At 64.9% G+C, this 18,651-nt stretch carries 14 protein-coding genes and 1 pseudogene; 5 read left to right on the top strand and 10 right to left on the bottom strand.

Features of this window, described 5'->3' with window-relative positions; translation table 11 throughout:
• Positions 1-93: 93 nt before the first annotated feature.
• Together CPZ00_RS07725 and CPZ00_RS07720 are read left to right on the top strand one after the other, a co-directional pair.
• A pseudogene (locus CPZ00_RS07725) lies at positions 94-729 on the top strand (IS6 family transposase).
• 59 nt (positions 730-788) lie between these two features.
• Positions 789-2,225, top strand: a complete 1,437-nt coding sequence (locus tag CPZ00_RS07720) for a PAS domain S-box protein (protein WP_172861800.1) — start codon at positions 789-791, stop codon at positions 2,223-2,225.
• Positions 2,226-2,237: 12 nt separating this feature from the next.
• Here the strand turns inward: CPZ00_RS07720 and CPZ00_RS07715 are convergent, their stop codons facing one another.
• Positions 2,238-3,599: an aldehyde dehydrogenase family protein gene (locus tag CPZ00_RS07715; protein ID WP_096390369.1), complete on the bottom strand. Its 1,362-nt coding sequence runs from the start codon at positions 3,597-3,599 to the stop codon at positions 2,238-2,240.
• 114 nt (positions 3,600-3,713) lie between these two features.
• Between CPZ00_RS07715 and CPZ00_RS07710 the strand changes: the two genes are divergently transcribed.
• On the top strand, positions 3,714-3,950 hold the full coding sequence (locus CPZ00_RS07710) for a hypothetical protein (RefSeq protein WP_096390368.1): 237 nt from the start codon (positions 3,714-3,716) through the stop codon (positions 3,948-3,950).
• A 313-nt stretch (positions 3,951-4,263) separates the two neighbouring features.
• Here CPZ00_RS07710 and CPZ00_RS07705 read toward each other — a convergent pair whose 3' ends face one another.
• Positions 4,264-5,724: an amidase gene (locus tag CPZ00_RS07705; protein ID WP_096390367.1), complete on the bottom strand. Its 1,461-nt coding sequence runs from the start codon at positions 5,722-5,724 to the stop codon at positions 4,264-4,266.
• Positions 5,725-6,053: 329 nt separating this feature from the next.
• Between CPZ00_RS07705 and CPZ00_RS07700 the strand changes: the two genes are divergently transcribed.
• Positions 6,054-7,064: an NADP-dependent oxidoreductase gene (locus CPZ00_RS07700; protein ID WP_096390366.1), complete on the top strand. Its 1,011-nt coding sequence runs from the start codon at positions 6,054-6,056 to the stop codon at positions 7,062-7,064.
• Positions 7,065-7,447: 383 nt separating this feature from the next.
• Here the strand turns inward: CPZ00_RS07700 and CPZ00_RS07695 are convergent, their stop codons facing one another.
• From CPZ00_RS07695 to CPZ00_RS07665, 7 genes are all read right to left on the bottom strand, one after another.
• Positions 7,448-8,137 (bottom strand): lipoate--protein ligase family protein, encoded by a 690-nt coding sequence (locus CPZ00_RS07695; protein WP_096390365.1) that lies wholly within the window; start codon positions 8,135-8,137, stop codon positions 7,448-7,450.
• A 52-nt stretch (positions 8,138-8,189) separates the two neighbouring features.
• A complete protein-coding gene (locus CPZ00_RS07690; RefSeq protein ID WP_096390364.1) occupies positions 8,190-9,566 on the bottom strand; it encodes an FAD-binding oxidoreductase in 1,377 nt (458 codons plus the stop codon).
• A 101-nt stretch (positions 9,567-9,667) separates the two neighbouring features.
• The gene (locus tag CPZ00_RS07685; protein ID WP_096390363.1) at positions 9,668-11,077 is read right to left on the bottom strand and encodes a GntP family permease; all 1,410 of its coding nucleotides are present in this window, start codon (positions 11,075-11,077) and stop codon (positions 9,668-9,670) included.
• A 220-nt stretch (positions 11,078-11,297) separates the two neighbouring features.
• Entirely contained in the window at positions 11,298-12,266 is a 969-nt protein-coding gene (locus CPZ00_RS07680) for an alpha-ketoacid dehydrogenase subunit beta (RefSeq protein WP_096390362.1), read from the bottom strand.
• 2 nt (positions 12,267-12,268) lie between these two features.
• Positions 12,269-13,429 (bottom strand): pyruvate dehydrogenase (acetyl-transferring) E1 component subunit alpha, encoded by a 1,161-nt coding sequence (pdhA, locus tag CPZ00_RS07675; RefSeq protein WP_096390361.1) that lies wholly within the window; start codon positions 13,427-13,429, stop codon positions 12,269-12,271.
• Positions 13,430-13,504: 75 nt separating this feature from the next.
• A complete protein-coding gene (gene lpdA, locus CPZ00_RS07670) occupies positions 13,505-14,932 on the bottom strand; it encodes a dihydrolipoyl dehydrogenase (protein ID WP_096390360.1) in 1,428 nt (475 codons plus the stop codon).
• 2 nt (positions 14,933-14,934) lie between these two features.
• Entirely contained in the window at positions 14,935-16,563 is a 1,629-nt protein-coding gene (locus CPZ00_RS07665; protein WP_096390359.1) for a 2-oxo acid dehydrogenase subunit E2, read from the bottom strand.
• Positions 16,564-16,758: 195 nt separating this feature from the next.
• Here CPZ00_RS07665 and CPZ00_RS07660 point away from each other — a divergent pair, with 195 nt between their 5' ends.
• Positions 16,759-17,517, top strand: a complete 759-nt coding sequence (locus tag CPZ00_RS07660; protein ID WP_096390358.1) for an IclR family transcriptional regulator — start codon at positions 16,759-16,761, stop codon at positions 17,515-17,517.
• Between the two features lie 328 nt (positions 17,518-17,845).
• Here the strand turns inward: CPZ00_RS07660 and CPZ00_RS07655 are convergent, their stop codons facing one another.
• Positions 17,846-18,613 (bottom strand): IclR family transcriptional regulator, encoded by a 768-nt coding sequence (locus tag CPZ00_RS07655; RefSeq protein WP_096390357.1) that lies wholly within the window; start codon positions 18,611-18,613, stop codon positions 17,846-17,848.
• Between the last annotated feature and the right edge of the window lie 38 nt (positions 18,614-18,651).

The raw sequence follows: 18,651 nt of genomic DNA, 5'->3' as shown, positions 1-18,651 counted from the left end.
CGGTAATCAACATCACTTGTCCTCTCGGAGCTGGATTCGGCGTCGTGTTTAGTTACGGGAGAAACGTGAGGCGAGATGATTTCTGAGTGCTCTCTGCCCGAAATCACACGCCGCAGCGGTGGGTGCGACTGGATCGATTTGGGTTTTGTGGAGCGCGAGCGAACATCCCGATCGGCGATGAAGCTTGGTATTCGGCTCCACGTTGCTGGTCTTTCACTTTCGAATACTATCTCTATCCTTGATAAGTTGGGAGTCACACGCGGTCGAAAAGCCGTTCACGATTGGGTACAGAAAGCCGATCTACAACTTGATGGAGGAACCAGTCCGGATCAGGTTGCAGTTGACGAGAGTGTGATCCGGATCACTGATCAGCAGTATTGGCTCTACGCTGCCGTCGATCCGGCAACAAATAAATTCCGTCATACTCGGCTCTGTTCCACGTATACGACTGCATTGACTGAGATCTTTCTCAGAGAACGACGTGAGAAACACGATGTCGGTGAGGCACTGTTTCTCGTTGATGATGCGGATTAGCTCCAAACTGCGCTGCAGCGACATGGCCTCGATTGCAGAGACGAACGCCACGGAAATCGGAACGGCGTCGAACGTGTCTTCCGTGAAGTAAAACGTCGTACCTCTTCCTTCTCAAACTGGTTTAGTCACGTCGCTCCACGCACAGCTGAAACGTGGGTACACACCGTCGCCGTCTGGCACACTGCTACAAACTAAACACGACCCCCGTCAACAGGCCAAAATATATGTGGCTTAGCGAACAGCAGTGCAGTACTATGAATTCATCCTCGGAGAATCAGCTTCGAGCCGCGCTCAATCAGGCGGGGCATGCGATATATATTACGGACATTGACGGGACGATTCAGTACGTCAACACTGCATTTGAGGAGGTTTTCGGCTACTCTGCAGACGAGGTGATCGGAACGACGCCAGCGTTACTCAGCTCCGGAGAATACGATGACGACTTCTATCAGGACCTCTGGGAGACGATACTCGACGGCGAGACGTGGCATCACGAAATGGTCGATCGGACGAAGGCCGGTGAGGAAGTCATCCTCGATCAGACGATCTCCCCGATTAAAACGGCCGACGACGAGATCGAGGGGTTCGTTGCGATAAATAAAGACATCACTGACAAGAAACACCGTGAAGAGGAACTCACGTGGACGAATACGGTGTTGTCATCACTGTTAGCGAATCTCCCCATCGGCGTGTTAGTCGAAGATGCGAATCGCGATATTCTCACCGTGAATCAGACGTTTTGCGACCTCTTCGACATCGATGCACCCCCTGAAGCGCTTATCGGGCACGATTGTGCTGAAGCCGCGGAGAATACGAAGGATCAGTTTGCGGACCCAGGACGATTCGTCACCCGAAACGAAGAGTTACTCGAACGTCGGGAACCCGATCTCGAAGACGAATTCGTGATGGCAGATGGGCGAACGCTCTCACGGTCCTACGTCCCATACCCGCTCCCGGAGGGAAGCGGAAATCTCTGGCTCTATCAAGATATTACCCAACAGAAAACCTACGAACAACGTCTCACCGAACAACGTGATGAACTCAATACGTTGAACCAAGTGCTTCGTCACGACATTCGCAACGATCTACAGGTGGTCACGGGTTATCTTGACTTACTCACGGAATATATCGATGGGGACCACGACGGCCGGGAGTATATGGATCGCGCACTCGATTCGTCAGCAAACGCGATCGAACTCACACGAACGGCGAGAGATCTCGCAGACGTAATGCTGCAGGATGACCGGGAATTCACACGAGTCCCGATCGCAGCCACGATCGTCAGCGAAGTCGAAGCAGTCCGATCAGCGTATCCACGGGCGGACGTCAGCTACGACAAGCCACTCCCCGAGAGGGACGTTCTGGCCGACGATCTGTTGGGTTCCGTATTCAGAAATATATTGAAAAATGCGGTTCAACACAACGACAAAGACGTACCGACAGTCGCCGTCTCAGCACACGCTGCCGATCAGACTGTTACGGTTCGCGTCGCGGACAACGGCCCGGGCATACCCGATGATCAGAAATCTGAGATCTTCGGCAAGGATACGAAAGGATTAGACAGCGACGGAACTGGAATTGGCCTCTATCTGGTTGAGAAGCTCGTAACGTCCTACGAAGGGACCGTCTCAGTTGAGGACAACACCCCGACCGGAACTGTATGTATTGTTGAGCTGCCGACGGCAGAGTGAAATTGGTACCCGTTACTCGATCCAGACGGTTTTCCGATTAACGAACTCCTTGATGCCGGCCTCCGAGAGTTCGCGGCCGTACCCGGAGTCCTTGACGCCGCCGAAGGGCACCCGCGGATCGGACTTCGTCAGCTGGTTGATGTACGTGCAACCGGCGTCAATCCGGGCAGCGATCCGTTCCCCGCGATCACGGTCCTCGGTCCAGATGGAGGCCCCGAGGCCGAAGCGGGTGTCGTTGGCCTTCTCGATGGCCTCCGCCTCGCTTCCGACCTCGAACACCGCCGCAACGGGACCGAACAGCTCCTCGCTATCGGCCGGACACCCTGCCGGAACGTCGCCCAGGATCGTCGGCGGGTAGAACGCGCCGTCGCGATCCAGCGGTTCGCCGCCCGTCAGCACGGTCGCGCCTGCCTCGACGCTGGCCTCGACCTGTTCGTGGAGTTCGTCGAGCAAGTTCTGACGCGCCTGTGGGCCGACGTCAGTCTCCTCGTCCGTCGGATCACCGATACTGAGGGCTTCGACTTCGGAAACGAGCTTATCGACGTACTCGTCGTAGACCGACTCGTGGACGATGAAGCGCTTGGCCGCGATACAGGACTGGCCGCCGTTCATGTTGCGGGCCCAGGCGCCGGTCTCGGCGGCCGCGTCGAGGTCCGCGTCGTCGAGCACCACGAACGGGTCGCTCCCGCCGAGCTCAAGGACGGTCTTCTTGAGGTTCTCACCCGCCGTCGAGGCGACGGCTCGCCCCGCCGGCCCGCTCCCGGTGAGCGTCGCCGCGCGGATGCGGTCGTCTTCGAGGACGTCGTCGACCAAATCCGACGGGATGAGGAGCGACTGGAAGACCCCTTCGGGGTAGCCCGCCTCGCGGAACACCTCCTCGATCGCCATCGCACAGCCCGGGACGTTCGAGGCGTGCTTGAGCAGACCCACGTTCCCCGCGGTGAGAGAGGTCGCCGCGAACCGGAAGACCTGCCAGAACGGGAAGTTCCACGGCATAACGGCCAGCACCGGCCCGAGCGGATCGTATCGAGTCTTGACCGTGCTACCCGGCGGGCTCGGATGGTACTCGTCGGCGAGATACGAACTCGCGTGCTCGGCGTAGTGGTCACAGACCCGGGCACACTTTTCGACCTCGCTCACGGCTTGGGAGATCGGCTTCCCCATCTCGCGCGTCATCAGCTCCGCCCACTCCCGCTTTCGGTTGCGGAGCACGTCGCCGGCGTCGGCGAGGAGTTTTTGGCGCTCGCGCAAGGGCACGTCCCGCCAGTTCTCGAACGCGTCGGCCGCCTGCGAGAGGGCTGTCTCGACGTCGTCGATCGAATCGGCCTCGTAAGTCGCGATCCGTTCGTTCGTCGCCGGGTTGACCGCATCCATACAGTAGCTCTGTGTGGTATCCGTTATCAGATTTTTCATATACACGATCGACGCTCTCGGTCGGCTCTGTCACTGCGGGGAAAGAATATGCCACTCGCCCCGCAAGCGGCCGATATGACCCCGACTCGTCGAGGGTTCCTCCTCGCAGAGACGGACGGAATGGCGGCGGTTTCCGGATGTGCAACCCGCTCGGAGCCGCAACAGTCCCTCCTGCTCGCGGTCAACAATTACACCGACTCACGTCATAACGGCCATCTGCTGATCGAAACGGACGACACGGAGTTGGTCCGTCAGTATGTGGAGGTCGGTGCCGCCGAGCCGGACGGATGGACGACGGTGGAGACGGGGTGAGCTGCCCGGTGGACGCGTCTCGACGTGACGGCGTCGTTCGGCGACGACCTGAACGCGGACGGCTCGATCACGCTGGGACTGCGCTCCTGAGGACGCCGGGACCGCCATATTCGTACAGATCGAAAGCGGAACCCCCGTGACCGTTCGCTTGAACGAGGCTTGTTATGACGAGTTCCCATCGGACGAAGCGATTCAGGGTGGAGTCAACGGGCCGTGACGGGAGACGCGAACAGGAACGAATCCGGACGTGGGTTGGAGTCCGACGGGCGAGAGAACGCACCGGCTCATCGCGGGGGCGATCCCCGCGTATTCCTCACAGCGGCGGGTACGCGTGGTCCCACGGGGTGACGCGTTCAAAGCCGGCGCTCGCCGAGAACACCCGTTCGTCGTGGTACCGGGGACCGACGATCTGCAGCCCGACCGGGAGATCGTCGTCGGTGAACCCGGCCGGGATCGAGGCGTTCGGCGTCGCCGTGAAGTTGAACGGCCACGTCAGGAACCAGCCCAACGCGCCGGGGACCTCCCGGCCGTCGATCTCGGGCGGCCCGGAGACGTACTCCGTGGACGGCGGTTCGATCGAGAGCGTGGGCGTCACGAGGAGGTCGTACTCCTCGAACAGCGTGTGAATGGTTCGATAGAACGTCGTGATCCGGGTCTGTTGGGCGCCGAGTTCGAGCGCACCCAGCTGCCGTCCGTCCTCGATCTTCTCGACGACGGAGTCGGGGAGGTCGTCCCGATGATCGCCATACATGTCGATCCCGTGTTGGGCCTTCGTCGCCTCGTTGATGCCGGCCATAGTGACGCTCCAGTGGTCCATAAAGGCGTCCCACAGCTCGTCGAAGGTCAGTTCGATGCCGATCTCCACCTCCGAAACGCTCGCGCCCAGCGTCTCGAAGGCGCCCAACGAGTCCTCGATCACGGACCGGATCTCGGGGTCGACCGGGAACAAGCCGTCAAGATCCGGGCTGTATGCGACGTCCAGCCCCTCGATCGATCGCTGCGTGGCCGCGACGTAATCGACGCCGTCGTCCGGCAAGCCGAAGGGGTCCTGGGGATGCGGTCCGGTCATCACGTCGAGCATCACCGCGGCATCCCCGACCGACCGGGAGAGCGTCCCGGTCTGGTAGAAGGGCGGCGCGACGAACATGTTTGGACGGTGGACGTGCGGCACCCGCGTGAAGGACGGACAGTACCCGAACACGCTACAGGCAGCCGCGGGGATCCGGCACGATCCCCCGGCGTCAGATCCGGTCGCGATCGGGACCATCCCCGTGGCGACCGCCGCCGCGCTTCCGCCCGAGGATCCTCCCGACGTTCGATCGAGATCGAACGGAGTGGGCGTTTCGCCGATCAGCAGGTTGTCCGTCTGCCCCTTGTGACCGAACTCCGGGGTGTTCGTCTTGCCGACGACGATCGCCCCGGCGTCCTGGAGTCGTTGGACGGCGATCGAGGTCTCGTCAGCGATCACGTTCTCCAGCGGTTTCGCGCCCTGGGTGTGCGGCAGCCCCTCCATCTTCCCGAGCAGGTCCTTGACCGCGATCGGAACGCCGTGTAGCGGACCCAGATCCTCGGCAGTTTGGACCGCCCGCTCGGCCTCCTTCGCCTCCTCGCGTGCCTCCTCGGCGAGCAACGTGATGAACGCGTTCAGGTCCGGTTCGTGGGCCTCGATCCGTTCGATGTGGGCGTCGACGACCTCCACGGGGGACAGGTCGCCGCGTCGGATCCGTGAGGCCATCTCGGTCGCCGGAAGGTAACAGATATCTGTGGAAGACATTCACTATCACTATTGAACGATACATATTATAATTTAGGTGGCCGGATCGCCGATAGTTTCGTTTGACTACACATATGGAAAGTAGTATTTCGACAGAGCCGACGACCTCCCGTTCAGTATTGCTACTTGTCGGATGCACCACTTCCCTCGGAGGGAGCCGCTAGCAAACGGATACTCGATGGATCACGTCTCACACCAACTCCTGACGTTCGATCCGAATCACGCTCTGCGAAACCATCACGAAGGCATTACATTCGTGTCGTAGAGAACGATCTCCACCCGGTTCCGACGATGGGAAGTCTCTTTCATGCGACGAGCCGAAAGGAGGTATGAAAGAGACGAACCACAGTTGGTACTTCGTCGAACGGCCAACCGGTGAACCGGACGCGGACTGTTTCGAACTCAGGGGGGAGACCGTCCCCGAGCCCGCCGGTGGTGAGTTGCTCGTCCGTGTCGAGTACCTCTCCGTCGACCCGTATATGCGCGGCCGGATGCGGGACAGCGAATCGTACGCGGAACCGTGGGAGGTCGGGGACGTTTTGAAAGGAGGCGTCGTCGGCGAAGTCGTCGAGAGCAACGACGAGCAGTACGACGATGGCGACCTCGTGACCGGGGAGGGAACGTGGGCGGAGTACAGCGTTCTCGATGCGGGTGAGGTCGCCCCCGTCGATCCCGCGATCGCTGACCCGCCGGCCTATCTGGGCGTGCTCGGGATGCCGGGCCGGACGGCGTACTTCGGGCTGCTCGACGTCGGCGATCCCAACCCCGGCGACACCGTTGTCGTGTCCGGGGCGGCGGGTGCGGTCGGATCGGTCGTCGGACAGATCGCGAAGCGCAACGGCTGCCGCGTCGTCGGGTTCGCCGGGTCGGACGAGAAGACCGACTGGCTCACCGACGATCTCGGGTTCGACGCCGCGATCAACTACAAAGAGACCGACGACTACGACGCTGCGCTCGAGGAGGCTGCACCGGACGGCGTCGACGTTTATTACGACAACGTCGGCGGACCGATCACGGACGCCGTGTTCACGAAGCTGAACCTCGACGCTCGGGTGGCCGTCTGCGGGCAGATCGCGCATTATAACGACGAGAGCGTCCCGACCGGTCCGCGAAAGCTGCCGCTGCTCATCGCGACGCGCGCGAAAGTCGAAGGCCTTCTCGTCGCCGATTACGCGACCCGCTTCGGGGAAGCGACCGAACGGCTCGCAACGTGGGTGGCGAGCGGCGAGATCGAACACCGTGAATCGGTCGTCGAGGGCTTGGAGAACGCGCCGGATGCGTTCCTCGGACTGTTCTCCGGCGACAACATCGGCAAGCAAGTCGTCCGAGTGACGGAGTGACTCGGCGGAGCCACGCGACACCGAGACCACGGAGTTCGTACATTCTCGACCACAGTGCCGGCGTCCCGAACCGATCACGGATGGCGAACCCGCCGAGATCGGGATCACCGTCGGATCGTTTTCTTATTTAAATATAAATGTCATTAATAGTATTCGATATGTGTATTTAAAGGAAAGAGTCGGAGCACTGTGTTTCCGAAACAGCCTCAGTACCGCTCGGTTTCGTGTCTGATTCAACCTTTCTCGAACGTAGTTCGGAACGAACGCATCAATAGGTGGTCTAAATGCCCGTATTCCTGGATCGTTATTTAAATGGAATGGCTGAATGAACGGTTTCGATCGCGTCTCAAGCCGACGGTTAGATCACGATCGAACACGGTCGATCACGAGTCAATCACCTCAGTGATGTGTTCCACACGATCGTCTGAATGTCTGATTTCCGACCCGATCTGATTAATGACGGCTTCCGTAGATAACCTCGCATCGTGTTCGCGAACGCCGTCGACGGTCGCCGGGTCGAAGGGGAGATCGAGCCCGTCGTAGATCCGAGACGAGAGCCTCGCGATCTCGTCGACGTCCTGGACGATCACGATCGCGGCGGTCAGCGCGCAGTCGGTGGTGACGCGCTGGGCGATGCCGCAGACCTTCCCGTCGATCATCAGGGAGTGGTCCCCCGGACACCAGCTGTGCGGCGGCTCCCCCTCGCTGAGTTCGGCACGCGTTCCGCGGAACGCACCCCGGATCCACGAGCGCAGCCGATCGTACCGCTCGGGGATCGCGAACCGGGCGTCGTCCGCCGGGGCGATCCAGGCGATCGACACCGTGGTCCCCGTATGGACGACCGCCCGGCCGCCGACCGCCCGCTCGTGGACCGCGTAGCCGGCGTCGGAGACGTGCTCCCGGACGTCCGCATACCCCTCCCGCGTCGTGTCGCGGCGACCGAACGCGACGTGTTTCGGCGGCCGCCAGACCCGGACGACCGAATCGCCGGACGCCGCACAGCGGTCGAGCAGGATCGCGGTGGCCCGCGCGTCGCGATCGACCACGTCGAAGCCGCCGCGAACGACGTTCATATGCGGCCGGTCGGGGAGCGTGTGATATCGGCGTTGTGCTCCGGCCACATGGCTACTCGAATATCTTCCCGGGATTCAGTATCCCGTTGGGGTCCATCGCACGCTTGATCCGTTCCATCACGTCGACGGTCGCCCGATTGAACTCCTCGGGCAGGTACTCCCGTTTGCCCATCCCGACGCCGTGTTCGCCGGTGCAGGTTCCTCCGAGTTCGATCGCGTGGCGGACGATCGCCGAGTCGACGCGCTTCCCGAGGGCGCGGTGTTCGTCGTCGCCGGCACGAACCATCACCGTGTAGTGGACGTTGCCGTCCCCGGCGTGGCCGAAGCAGGGGATCTCGAGGTCGTGTTCCGCCTCGAGCGTCGAGATGTGGTCGATCAGGTCAGCGTACTTGCTGATCGGGACGGTGACGTCGCCGGAGGTGAGCATCGTGAGGTCCGGGTCGTAGTGTTTCAGCGCGGAGGCCATCTCCTCGCGCACCTCCCAAAGCCGCTCCATCTCGGGACCCGACTCGGCGATCTCGACGTCCTCGACGTCGTAGTCGTTCAGGATGGCGGTGAAGAACTCGACCTCCGTCTCGACGTGGTGGTTCGCGTGGAACTCGACGAACGCCATCGGGACGTCCGGCAGGTCGGCGTCGAGGTAGCGGTTCGCCATCGCCGCGCTCAGCTCGTCGATGAGCTCGATCTTGGCCACGTCGACTCCGGATTGCACCACGTCGGCGATCGCGGCGGAGGCCTCGGTGCGGTTCGGGAAGACGACCCGCCCGCCCCAGACCTGCTCGGGGATCCCCGCGAGCTCGAGGGTCGCCTCGGTGACCACCGCCAGCGTCCCCTCGCTACCGACGAGCAGGTCCAGCAGGTTGTAGCCCGCCGACGTCTTGCTCGCCTTGCTGCCGGTCTCGATGACCGTTCCGTCAGCGAGCACGGCTTCGAGCCGGAGGATCCAGTCGTGTATCTCTCCGTATTTGACCGTCTGCATCCCGCTGGCGTCGTTCGCGATCATCCCGCCGATCGTCGAGATCTTTCCCGAGGACGGCAGCGGCGGGAAGAACAGGCCGTGTTCGGCCACGGCGTCGTCGACCGCCGACCCCAGAATGCCGGGCTGGACGTCGATCTGGAAGTCCTCGGGACGAACGTCGAGGACCGCGTCCATCCGCGTCATGTTCATGCTGATCCCGCCCGCGACCGGGACCGCGTGCCCCTCGAGGCTGGTGCCGGCGGCGTACGGCGTGACGGGGATTCCCCGGTCGTTGGCCGCCTCGAGGACGCTGGAGACGTCCTCGACTGACTCGGGCCAGACGACGACGTCCGGGGGATGCTCCTCGCCGGATACCGTTCCCCAGTCGCTGGCGTGGTCGGTCCGGGACTCGCGGGTGGTCGCGATCTGCGACTCCGCGAGCGAGGTCTCATATAGGAACTCGACGTCCATGTGTGGTCATCTCACGCGACACGACTACTTATAAGACTCGACTGCCGAAGGAGGGCGCGTCGGACGGGCGGTCAGATCATCGGGAGCCTCGTCGACGCCGGTCAGGCCATCGGGAACACCGTCGCGACGATCAGCGTGATGATCAGCCCGGTGACCGACATTACCAGTCCGACGAACGAGAACGTGCGGAGCGTCTCGTCCTGCTCGAGCCCGCCGATCTCGTTGATGATCCAGAACGGGCTGGAGTTGTGCCACGCGAAGAACATGGCGCCCGTGCCGATCGTCAACAGCAGGTAGACCGGATGGACGGCGAGCTGGTCGACGAAGGAGGACATGATCGTCGCGCCCGTGATCATCGCGACGGTCAGCGACCCGGTGGAGACGATCAGCACGGCGGCGATGAGCCACGCGGTGACAAGCGGGCCGACGCCGAGGCTCTGCATCACGCTCACGAGGAAATCGCCCACGCCGGCCGATCCGAGCATCGCGCCGAAGGCGCCGCCGGCCGCCGTGATCGCGATGATGTTGCCGCCGTCCTTGAGCGCGGTCACGAGCTCGTCGTGGAACGCCTCGAGGTCGCCCTCCTGGAACCGGTAGAACGTCCAGATCGACGCCAGCGCGGCGACCGTCAACGCGATGTTCGCGTCGCCGAGGAACGTCGTCACGGGGATCACCGGCGATCCCTCCGGAAGGACGTTCGACGCGATCGTGCTCGTCGCGACGAGGATCACCGCGAGCCCGATCGGCGCGAACGCCTCGAGGAAACTCGGCAGCTCCGCGTTCGATCGTTCCATCGTCTCGTTGAGGTCCTCCACGGTCGTGCCGAGCGCCTCCCGGAGCGGGACGTCCATCCGGGCGTCGATCCACCGGCCGTAGACGAGGCCGCCGATGATCGAGGTCGGGAACCCGATCAACAGCCCCGCGATGATGACGGTCCCGAGGTCGATCCCGAACTCGCCGGCGACGGCGATCGGGCCGGGCGTCGGGGGGACCAGGGCGTGGGCGGCGAAGGCGCCGCCGATGATCGCCGTGGTGTACAGCCCCATCTTCTCGCCGGTTCGAGCCCGCATCGCCCGGGCGATGGGCGCGAGCAGGTAGAACACGGTGTCGAAGAACACCGGGATCGACAGCACGAAGCTGCTGCCGAGCAGCGTCACGTCCTCGCGACCCTCGCCGATCGTCGAGTGGAATCCCCGAACGATCCGGTCGGCGGCCCCGCTCTCGATCAGACACTTGCCGATGAGGGCGGCCATCAGGATCGGGATCCCGACCGCACCCAGTATCGATCCGAAGGTGCTTGCCGTCGACGACGGAATGTCGGCCAGCGCCACGCTCGGCGAGATGAGTCCGACGCCGAACGTGGCGAGGATCAACGCGAGAAACGCCGGCAGGTTCAACCGCATCATGAACAGCACCACGAGTCCGATCCCGATCGCCAACACGACGATCGGATTCAGTATCGTGTCGACGACGAGCGGTGCACTCCCTGTTAACGAGTCTATCGGTAGCATCCGACTAGTACGATGCGAAACCCCAGATAAATAACTTACGAATATTATATTCATCGACCGACACGGAGTCGACCGATTCGGTGGAAAAGTGGGTACCGTACGGAAGCGGTCGCCACGCGGGAGTGGCCCACGCATACCGGCGGTCGCCACGCGGGAGTGGCCCACGCATACCGGCGGTCGTCACGCGAAAGTGGCCGACACACAACGGCGGTCGCCGACGTCAGTACTCGACGGTCTCGGCGATCGCCTCCTCGATGCGGGGCGGGTGGGGGATGTAGTAATCCTCCATCGACAGCAGCGGCACCGGGGTGTCGAACCCGGTCACCCGACGCACCGGCGCCTCGAGATACGCGAGCGCCTCGTCGTTGATCGTCGCGATTAGCTCGCCGGCGAACCCGCCGGTCTTGGCAGCCTCGTGGACCACCACGCAGCGCCCGGTCTTTTTCACTGACTCGACGACGGTCTCCCGGTCGAGCGGGGAGATCGACCGGAGATCGATCACCTCCGCGTCCACGTCCGGCAGCTCCGCAAGCGCCTCCAGGGTGTTGTGCATCATCGCACCCCACGCGATCACGGTCACGTCCCGGCCCGCCTGCCGGACCGCGGCCTCGCCCAACGGGATCGTGTGTTCCCCCTCCGGCACCTCATCGCGGAACGACCGATAGACGTGTTTCGGCTCCATGAACAACACCGGGTCGGGGTCGCGGATCGCGCTCGTCAACATCCCCTTCGCGTCCGCCGGCGTGCTCGGGATCGCCACCTTCAGTCCCGGGAGATGGCCGTAGGCCGCCTCCAGACTCTCCGAGTGGTGCTCGAGCGCACGGACGCCGGCGCCGTAGGGGGTTCGCACCGTCATCGGCGCGGTGATCTCCCCGCGGGTGCGCCACCGGATTCGGCTCGCGTTCGTCACGAGTTGGTCGAACGCCGGCGGGAGGAACCCCGAGAACTGGATCTCCGCGACCGGCCGATAGCCGTGGGCGGCCAACCCGATCGCGGCCCCGACGATCGCGATCTCCGAGAGGGGCGTGTCGAGCACGCGGTCCCCGCCGAACTCCTCGAGCAGTCCCTCGGTCGCCCGGAAGACGCCGCCGGACTCGGCGACGTCCTCGCCGAAGACCACGGTCCGGTCGTCGCTCGCCATCTCCTCGTGTAGCGCGTCGTTTATCGCCTCGATGATCGTTGCCTGCATGATTACCCCTTGGGCCGGTGTTCGATGAACTCGTGCATCTCGGGTCGTCGCTCGAGCAGGTCGCGGAACTCCTCGAGCTGTCGCTCCAGCTCGGGGGTCGGCTCCGCGTGAACGTACCGGAACAGCTCCGCGACGTCCCGCTCCGGATAGGCGTCGGCCGCCGCGACCGCCTCGTCGAACAACTCGTTCACCTCCTCGGTGATCGCCTCCTCGTCGACCGCCTCGAGCAGGCCACGCTCACGGAGGAACGACCGATACCGCTCGACCGGGTCCCGACGCTCCCACTCCTCGACCTCCTCGTCCGCCCGGTACCGCGTCGGGTCGTCGCTCGTGGTGTGGGCCGCCCGCCGGTAGGTCACCGCCTCGATCAGGACCGGCTCGCCGGCGAGGGCGCGCTCGCGTGCCGTCGCGACCGCGTTGTACACCGCCAGGACGTCGTTTCCGTCGACCCGAATCCCGTCCATCCCGTAGGCGATCGCCTTCTGGGCGACCGTGTCGGCGGCGGTCTGCTCCTCGAAGGGCATCGAGATCGCGTACTGGTTGTTCTGGGTGAAGAAGACGGCTGGCACGCCGAGCACGCCCGCGAAGTTGATCCCCTCGTGGAACGCCCCGGTCGAGGTCGCTCCGTCCCCCAGGTTGACGAACGAGATCGCGTCCTCGTCGTCGAGTTGCTGTCCCCAGGCCGTCCCGGTCGCCACCGGGATATGGGAGCCGATCGAGATCGCGAACCCGAAGACGTTGGCGTTCTCCATCCGGGAGGCGTCCTCGATGCCGCGCCAGTACAGCAGGAGGTCCCGCATCGAGAGGCCGTGCATCAGGAGCGCGCCCGCCTCCCGGCCGTACGGGAAGATCCAGTCGTCGTCGGTCAGCGCGAAGGCGCTGCCGATGATGCTCGCCTCCTGGCCCCGGCCGGAGGCGTAGGTGCCGAGCAACCCCCGGCGCTGGAGCTTCGTCGCGCGCTCGTCGAAGGTTCGTTGCAGCACCATCCAGCGATAGAGGTCGAGAAACCGGTCGTCCGCGAGGTCGGGGACCGCATCGGGGGCGACGACCGAGCCGTCGGCGTCGACCACCCGATGCGTGGCGACGTCGACGTCGCGTTCCGAGACGGCTGCGACGTCGGCATCGGTCGATCCCGGCGACTCGGGACGTGACTGTTCGTTCATGCGACTACGATCACGGTCGAACAGGACCGTAATATGTGTTCCGGTGATTCCCGCGTGGGTCACGGGAGCGGCCAGTCACCGGTTGAGGGTGTGGATCGCCTGCCCCATCGCGTTCTCGGCCGCCTCCATCACGGCCTCCGAGAGGGTCGGATGCGTGTGGATCGTCCCGGCGACGTCCGCCAGGGTCGCGCCCATCTCGATCGCGAGCCCGATCTCGGCGATCAGCTCGGACGCCTCGGGGGCGACGACCTGCCCGCCGAGGACGTAGCCGCTCGGCTCGTCGGCGACGATCCGGACGAAGCCGTCCGTCTCGTTCATCGTGAGCGCGCGGCCGCTCGCGCGAAGCGGCATCTCGCCGACGACCGGATCGAACCCCTCCGCCGCCGCCTCGGCTTCGGTGAGCCCCACCGTCCCGATCTCCGGGTCGGTGAACACCGCGCTCGGGACGGCCTGCGCGTCGAGGGCGGCCGGCTCGCCGGCGATGGCCTCCGCGGCGACGATCCCCTCCCGGCTGGCCGCGTGCGCGAGCATCGGGTCGCCCGCGACGTCGCCGACCGCGAAGACGTGATCGAGGTCGGTCCGCCCCTGGACGTCGGTCTCGAGGAAGCCGTCCGAGCCGGGTTCCAGGCCGGCCGCGTCCAGTTCGAGCGTGTCCGTCACCGGTTCGCGACCGACGGCGACCAGCACGCGGTCGGCCCCGTAGACCGACTCCTCGCCGTCCTCGGTTTCGGTGACGACTTCGATCCCGGTCCCGTCGACCTCGCGCAGATCGCTTGCGCCCTCGCCGAACGAGAACTCGATCCCCAGCTCCTCGGCGCGCGACCGAACGACGCGCTTCACGTCGTCCTCGTAGGTCGGGAGGACGTCGTCGAGCATCTCGACCACGGTCACGTCGGCGCCGAGCTTGGCGAACGTCGTCGAGAGCTCCATCCCGATGTAACCGGCGCCGACCACCACGAGCCGGTCGGGCACCGCGTCCGCGCCGAGCGCGTCCCGCGAGGACCAGACCGTCTCCTCGGCGTACGGGAAGTTCGGGATCTCGATCGGCCGGCTCCCCGTCGCCACGATCGCGTGCTCGAACTCGACGGACTCCATCCCCTGGCCGTCGCCGCCGTGGGCGATCCGGGCGGTGTGCTCGCCGGAGAACGCGGCGGTGCCCTCGATGAGGGTCACGCCGTTCGCCTTGCAGAGCTTCTCGACGCCGCCGGTGAGCTGGTCGACGACGCCGTCCTTCCAGTCGGCCAACGCGACGGCGTCGACCGCCGGATCGGCGTGGATCCCCAGGTCCTCGGCGGTCCCCGCCTCGTGGGCCACGTCCGCCGCGTGGATGAGCGCCTTCGAGGGGATGCAGCCGTGGTTCAGGCAGGTCCCGCCGTAAGCGTCCTTCTCGACGAGCGTCACGTCGAGGTCGCGCTGTGCGGCGCGGATCGCGGCCACGTAGCCGCCGGGGCCCCCGCCGATGACCAATACGTCAGTTCCGGTCGTCACGTCTCCCATAACCATGATTACTCGAGCAACAGCAGGTCCGGATCGTTCAGGTACCGGGTTACCTCGTTCGTGAACCGTGCGGCGTCGGCGCCGTCGACCACGCGATGGTCGACCGACATCGAGACGGTCAGCAGGTCGCGGGGGACCACCTCGCCCTCGTGGACCGCCGGCTTCCGCTTGATCTCGCCGAGCGCCAGGATCCCCACCTCGGGGTAGTTGATGATCGGCGAGGCGTGCTCGCCGCCGATCGCCCCCAGGTTCGTGATCGTGAACGTGCTCCCCTGCAGCTCCTCGGGGGAGATCGTCCGGCTCCGGGCGCGGGCGGCGAGGTCGCGAACCTCGGCGGCCAGCTCGAGGAGCCCCTTCTCGTCGGCGTTCTCGACGACGGGCACCATCAGCCCCGCGTCGGTCGCGACCGCGATGCCGATGTCGTAGCGATCGTGGACGACGATCTCCTCGGCCTCCTCGTCGAGCTCCGCGTTGAGGATGGGCTGTGCGCGCAGCCCCGCCACGACCGCCTTGATCACGAACGGCAGGTAAGTCAGCCGGGGTTCGTCCTCGGCGGTCGCCGCGGTCAACCGCTCGCGGGTCGCCACGAGGTCGGTCACGTCGACCTCGTCGTGATGGCTGACGTGCGGGGCCGTGTACTTCGCGGTCGCCATCCGTTCCCCGATGGTCCGCCGGACGCCGCGGTACGGGATGCGGTCGCCCGGCCGCGTCGCGTCCGCGTCGGCTGTACCGGCGTCCGCGTCCGTCCCGGTTGCACCGGCTTCCGAACCGCCCCTCTCCCCGACGTCGTCAGCAACAGCTGCCCCGGCACCGGCAGCGGTACCCGTCTCGCCGGCGGCATATGCGCGCACGTCGTCGGGCGTGACGTACGCCTCGCCGTCGCGCCGGTCGCTTGCGGGGACCGCATCGATGTCGACGCCTTCGTCCCGAGCGAGCTGCCGCGTCGCGGGCATCGCGAGGGTTCGATCCCGGTCGGCCGTCCCGCTCGAATCGCCCCCGCGTGACGTCGCCGTCGACCCCCTCCGACCGGTCGAGCCGGCAACCTCGTCATCCGAGCGCGATCGTCCGGCCTCGTCGGTCGGCCGCGTCCGTTCGCCATCGCCGGTCGAGCCGGGTCGTCCGTCGATGGCCGCGCGGAGGTCGTCCGCCGTGATCCGGCCGCCGGGACCGCTCCCGTGGACGCTCGCGAGATCGACGCCCGCCTCGCGGGCGGCCGTTCGCACGCTCGGCGGCGCGAACACGCGATCGGTTGCGGCGGCGGTCGCTCCGGCGCCTTCGGCGTCCGCGGCATTCTCACCGGCGGCGTCACCGGCGGCAGCGCCACCGGCGGCGTCCTCGTCGGTCGTGGCGTCCACGTCGCCGGCGCCGGCCGATTCATCGGCGGTCGACCCCTCGGCGTCGACGTCGAAGGTGACGATCACGTCGCCGACCGGAACGACCTCGCCCTCCGCGGCGTGCAGCCGGGAGACGATGCCGTCGTACGCCGCGGGGATCTCCACGATCGCCTTGTCGGTCTCCACCTCGGCGACTGGCTGGTCCTCCTCGACGCGCTCGCCCTCCTCGACGAGCCAGGCGACGAGTTCGCCCTCGGCGACGCCCTCGCCGACGTCGGGCAACGCGAATTGGGTTTCTCCCATCTCGATCGGAGGTCTTGCTCCCGAGATATATCTTCTTCGGTGAGCGCGTTCGATCGACGACAGTCACCGCGACGATTCCAGCGTCGGTCCGCGACGGCCCCCGGTGGTTCCGGATCGGCGCCCGCCTTCGCCACCGATCAGTACGTTCACTATCGATGAAAAGGTATTTGATAACACACCGTATATAAGTCGCGTATGGCCGGAACCACCAAGACGATCGGTGCCGTCGAGCGAGCGTTCGACATCGTTGAAGCCCTGGAACGACTGGAGAGCGCGGGGGCGTCCGCGGTCGCGGACGAGCTGTCGCTGTCGAAGAGCACGGCCTACACGCATCTCCACACGCTCCACGAGCAGGGCTATCTGCACAAGACGGACGGGGAATACCGATTGAGCGGCCAGTTTCTCCGGCTCGGAACGACGGTGCAACAGGGCTATCCGGTCTATCGACACGGCCGATCGCACGTCGAGGATCTGGCGGACCGAACCGGAGAACGAGCGAATCTCGTCGTCGAGGAGCGAGGAAAGGGCACCTGCGTCCACGCCGCGAACGCCAACGGAGCGTCGGATGGCGCGATGAATCGGGGCGAACGTCGGCACATGCACGCGACCGCCACCGGCAAGGCCCTGCTCGCACACCTCCCCGCGGAGCGCGTCGACGCGATCGTGGAGACGCACGGCCTGCCGTCGTTCACCGACCACACCGTCACCTCCCGGGAGGCGCTCGAGTCGGAACTGGCCGAGATCCGGGAGACCGGGATCGCGATCGACGCCCAGGAGAGCATCGACGGCCTGCGCTGTCTCGCCGCCCCCATACTCGTCGAGGGGACCGCGGCCGGGTCGGTCAGCGTCTCGGGACCCGCACGTGAGTTCACCGACCGGGAGCGCGACGCCGAACTGTCCGAGGCCGTCCGGAAGGCGGCCAACGTCATCGAGCTCGACTTCGTCTTCGAGTGAGCGTCGGAGGACGCCCGGCAACCCACCGCGTTCTTCATCATTGAACGGTCGGTCACCGGTGACGAGACGGGACGATGCGGACGATCGCTCCTCACGGAGGGTGTTTCGAGTCGAGCATCACGACGTTACTGTTGTAATGCCGATCGGGTTCGTGGATCCGTCGGCCACCGGAGCCGATTTCAAGCCGCAACGTGCACACGCCCGCGACGTCGTGCAACGCGTCCATCCTCGGAAACGGCGACGTCTCGATCAACAGCGACACGCGAATCCCTCGACAAACAATTACAAGAGTACGCTTGTTATTTTCGGATGTCGATGACGGCACCGCCTACGAGTACAGGTGGTTGAGCCGGATCTCGTTCACCACGCTCATAACCTGGTTCGGCAGTTCGTCCTCGAACCGGTCGCCGCGGAGCCGGTGGGCGGGGCCGCCGACGCTGATCGCCCCGAGCACCTCGTCGTCGACGACGATCGCCGCGCTCACCGCTCGCGTCTCCAGCAACTGCTCGCTGTGGTTCTGCGCGTAGTTCCGGTCGCGGATGCGTTCCAGCTCCTCGAAGAGGGCGTCCCGGGTGGTGATCGTGTTTTCCGTTATTTCCGGAAGACCGTGTTCGTCGATGATCTCGTCGACGCGCTCCGTCGGGAGCTGTGCGAGGATCGCCTTCCCGCCCGCGTGACAATGGAGGTACGAGCGCCCGCCGGTGAAGTGTTCCGTCTTGATGGCCTGATCGCCCTCCGCGTGGTCGAGATAGACCGCGCGTCCACACTCCTCGACGAGGAACCAGACGGTCTCGCCGGTCTCGTCCGCCAACCGCTCCAGATACGGCGTGATGGTGTCGGAGAGTCGAACCGTCTCCGTGGCGTTCGTGCCGAGCCGGGCGAACTTCAGCCCGAGCTGATACTCGCCGTCGTTCTTCACCAGGTATTCCAGGTCGGTCAGGGTCGTGAGGTAGTCGTGAACGGTGCTTCTCGCGAGGCCCATCTCGTCGGCCACGTCGGTGAGCGTCGCGGGTCCCTCGTCCTCGATGATTTCGATCATTCGGAACCCCTTCGCTAACGTGCCGATCGTGCCCGAACGTTCGTTTCCATCCGCCATACACGGTGATCGGTTCCCAGCCTTTTATAGTAATCCGT

The sequence above is a fragment of the Halopenitus persicus genome (assembly GCF_002355635.1).
GTDB classification, from domain to species: Archaea; Halobacteriota; Halobacteria; order Halobacteriales; family Haloferacaceae; genus Halopenitus; species Halopenitus persicus_A.
This window is presented reverse-complemented; position numbering and strand designations above follow the sequence as displayed.

Bases quoted from the DNA above. Each gene is read 5' to 3' on its own strand.
- CPZ00_RS07680 (WP_096390362.1), bottom strand. From the start codon at position 12,266: ATGCAGGCAACGATCATCGAGGCGATAAACGACGCGCTACACGAGGAG.
- pdhA (WP_096390361.1), bottom strand. From the start codon at position 13,429: ATGAACGAACAGTCACGTCCCGAGTCGCCGGGATCGACCGATGCCGAC.
- CPZ00_RS07720 (WP_172861800.1), top strand. From the start codon at position 789: ATGAATTCATCCTCGGAGAATCAGCTTCGAGCCGCGCTCAATCAGGCG.
- CPZ00_RS07665 (WP_096390359.1), bottom strand. From the start codon at position 16,563: ATGGGAGAAACCCAATTCGCGTTGCCCGACGTCGGCGAGGGCGTCGCC.
- CPZ00_RS07700 (WP_096390366.1), top strand. From the start codon at position 6,054: ATGAAAGAGACGAACCACAGTTGGTACTTCGTCGAACGGCCAACCGGT.
- CPZ00_RS07705 (WP_096390367.1), bottom strand. From the start codon at position 5,724: ATGTCTTCCACAGATATCTGTTACCTTCCGGCGACCGAGATGGCCTCA.
- lpdA (WP_096390360.1), bottom strand. From the start codon at position 14,932: ATGGTTATGGGAGACGTGACGACCGGAACTGACGTATTGGTCATCGGC.
- CPZ00_RS07685 (WP_096390363.1), bottom strand. From the start codon at position 11,077: ATGCTACCGATAGACTCGTTAACAGGGAGTGCACCGCTCGTCGTCGAC.
- CPZ00_RS07655 (WP_096390357.1), bottom strand. From the start codon at position 18,613: ATGGCGGATGGAAACGAACGTTCGGGCACGATCGGCACGTTAGCGAAG.
- CPZ00_RS07690 (WP_096390364.1), bottom strand. From the start codon at position 9,566: ATGGACGTCGAGTTCCTATATGAGACCTCGCTCGCGGAGTCGCAGATC.
- CPZ00_RS07715 (WP_096390369.1), bottom strand. From the start codon at position 3,599: ATGGATGCGGTCAACCCGGCGACGAACGAACGGATCGCGACTTACGAG.
- CPZ00_RS07660 (WP_096390358.1), top strand. From the start codon at position 16,759: ATGGCCGGAACCACCAAGACGATCGGTGCCGTCGAGCGAGCGTTCGAC.
- CPZ00_RS07710 (WP_096390368.1), top strand. From the start codon at position 3,714: ATGACCCCGACTCGTCGAGGGTTCCTCCTCGCAGAGACGGACGGAATG.
- CPZ00_RS07695 (WP_096390365.1), bottom strand. From the start codon at position 8,137: ATGAACGTCGTTCGCGGCGGCTTCGACGTGGTCGATCGCGACGCGCGG.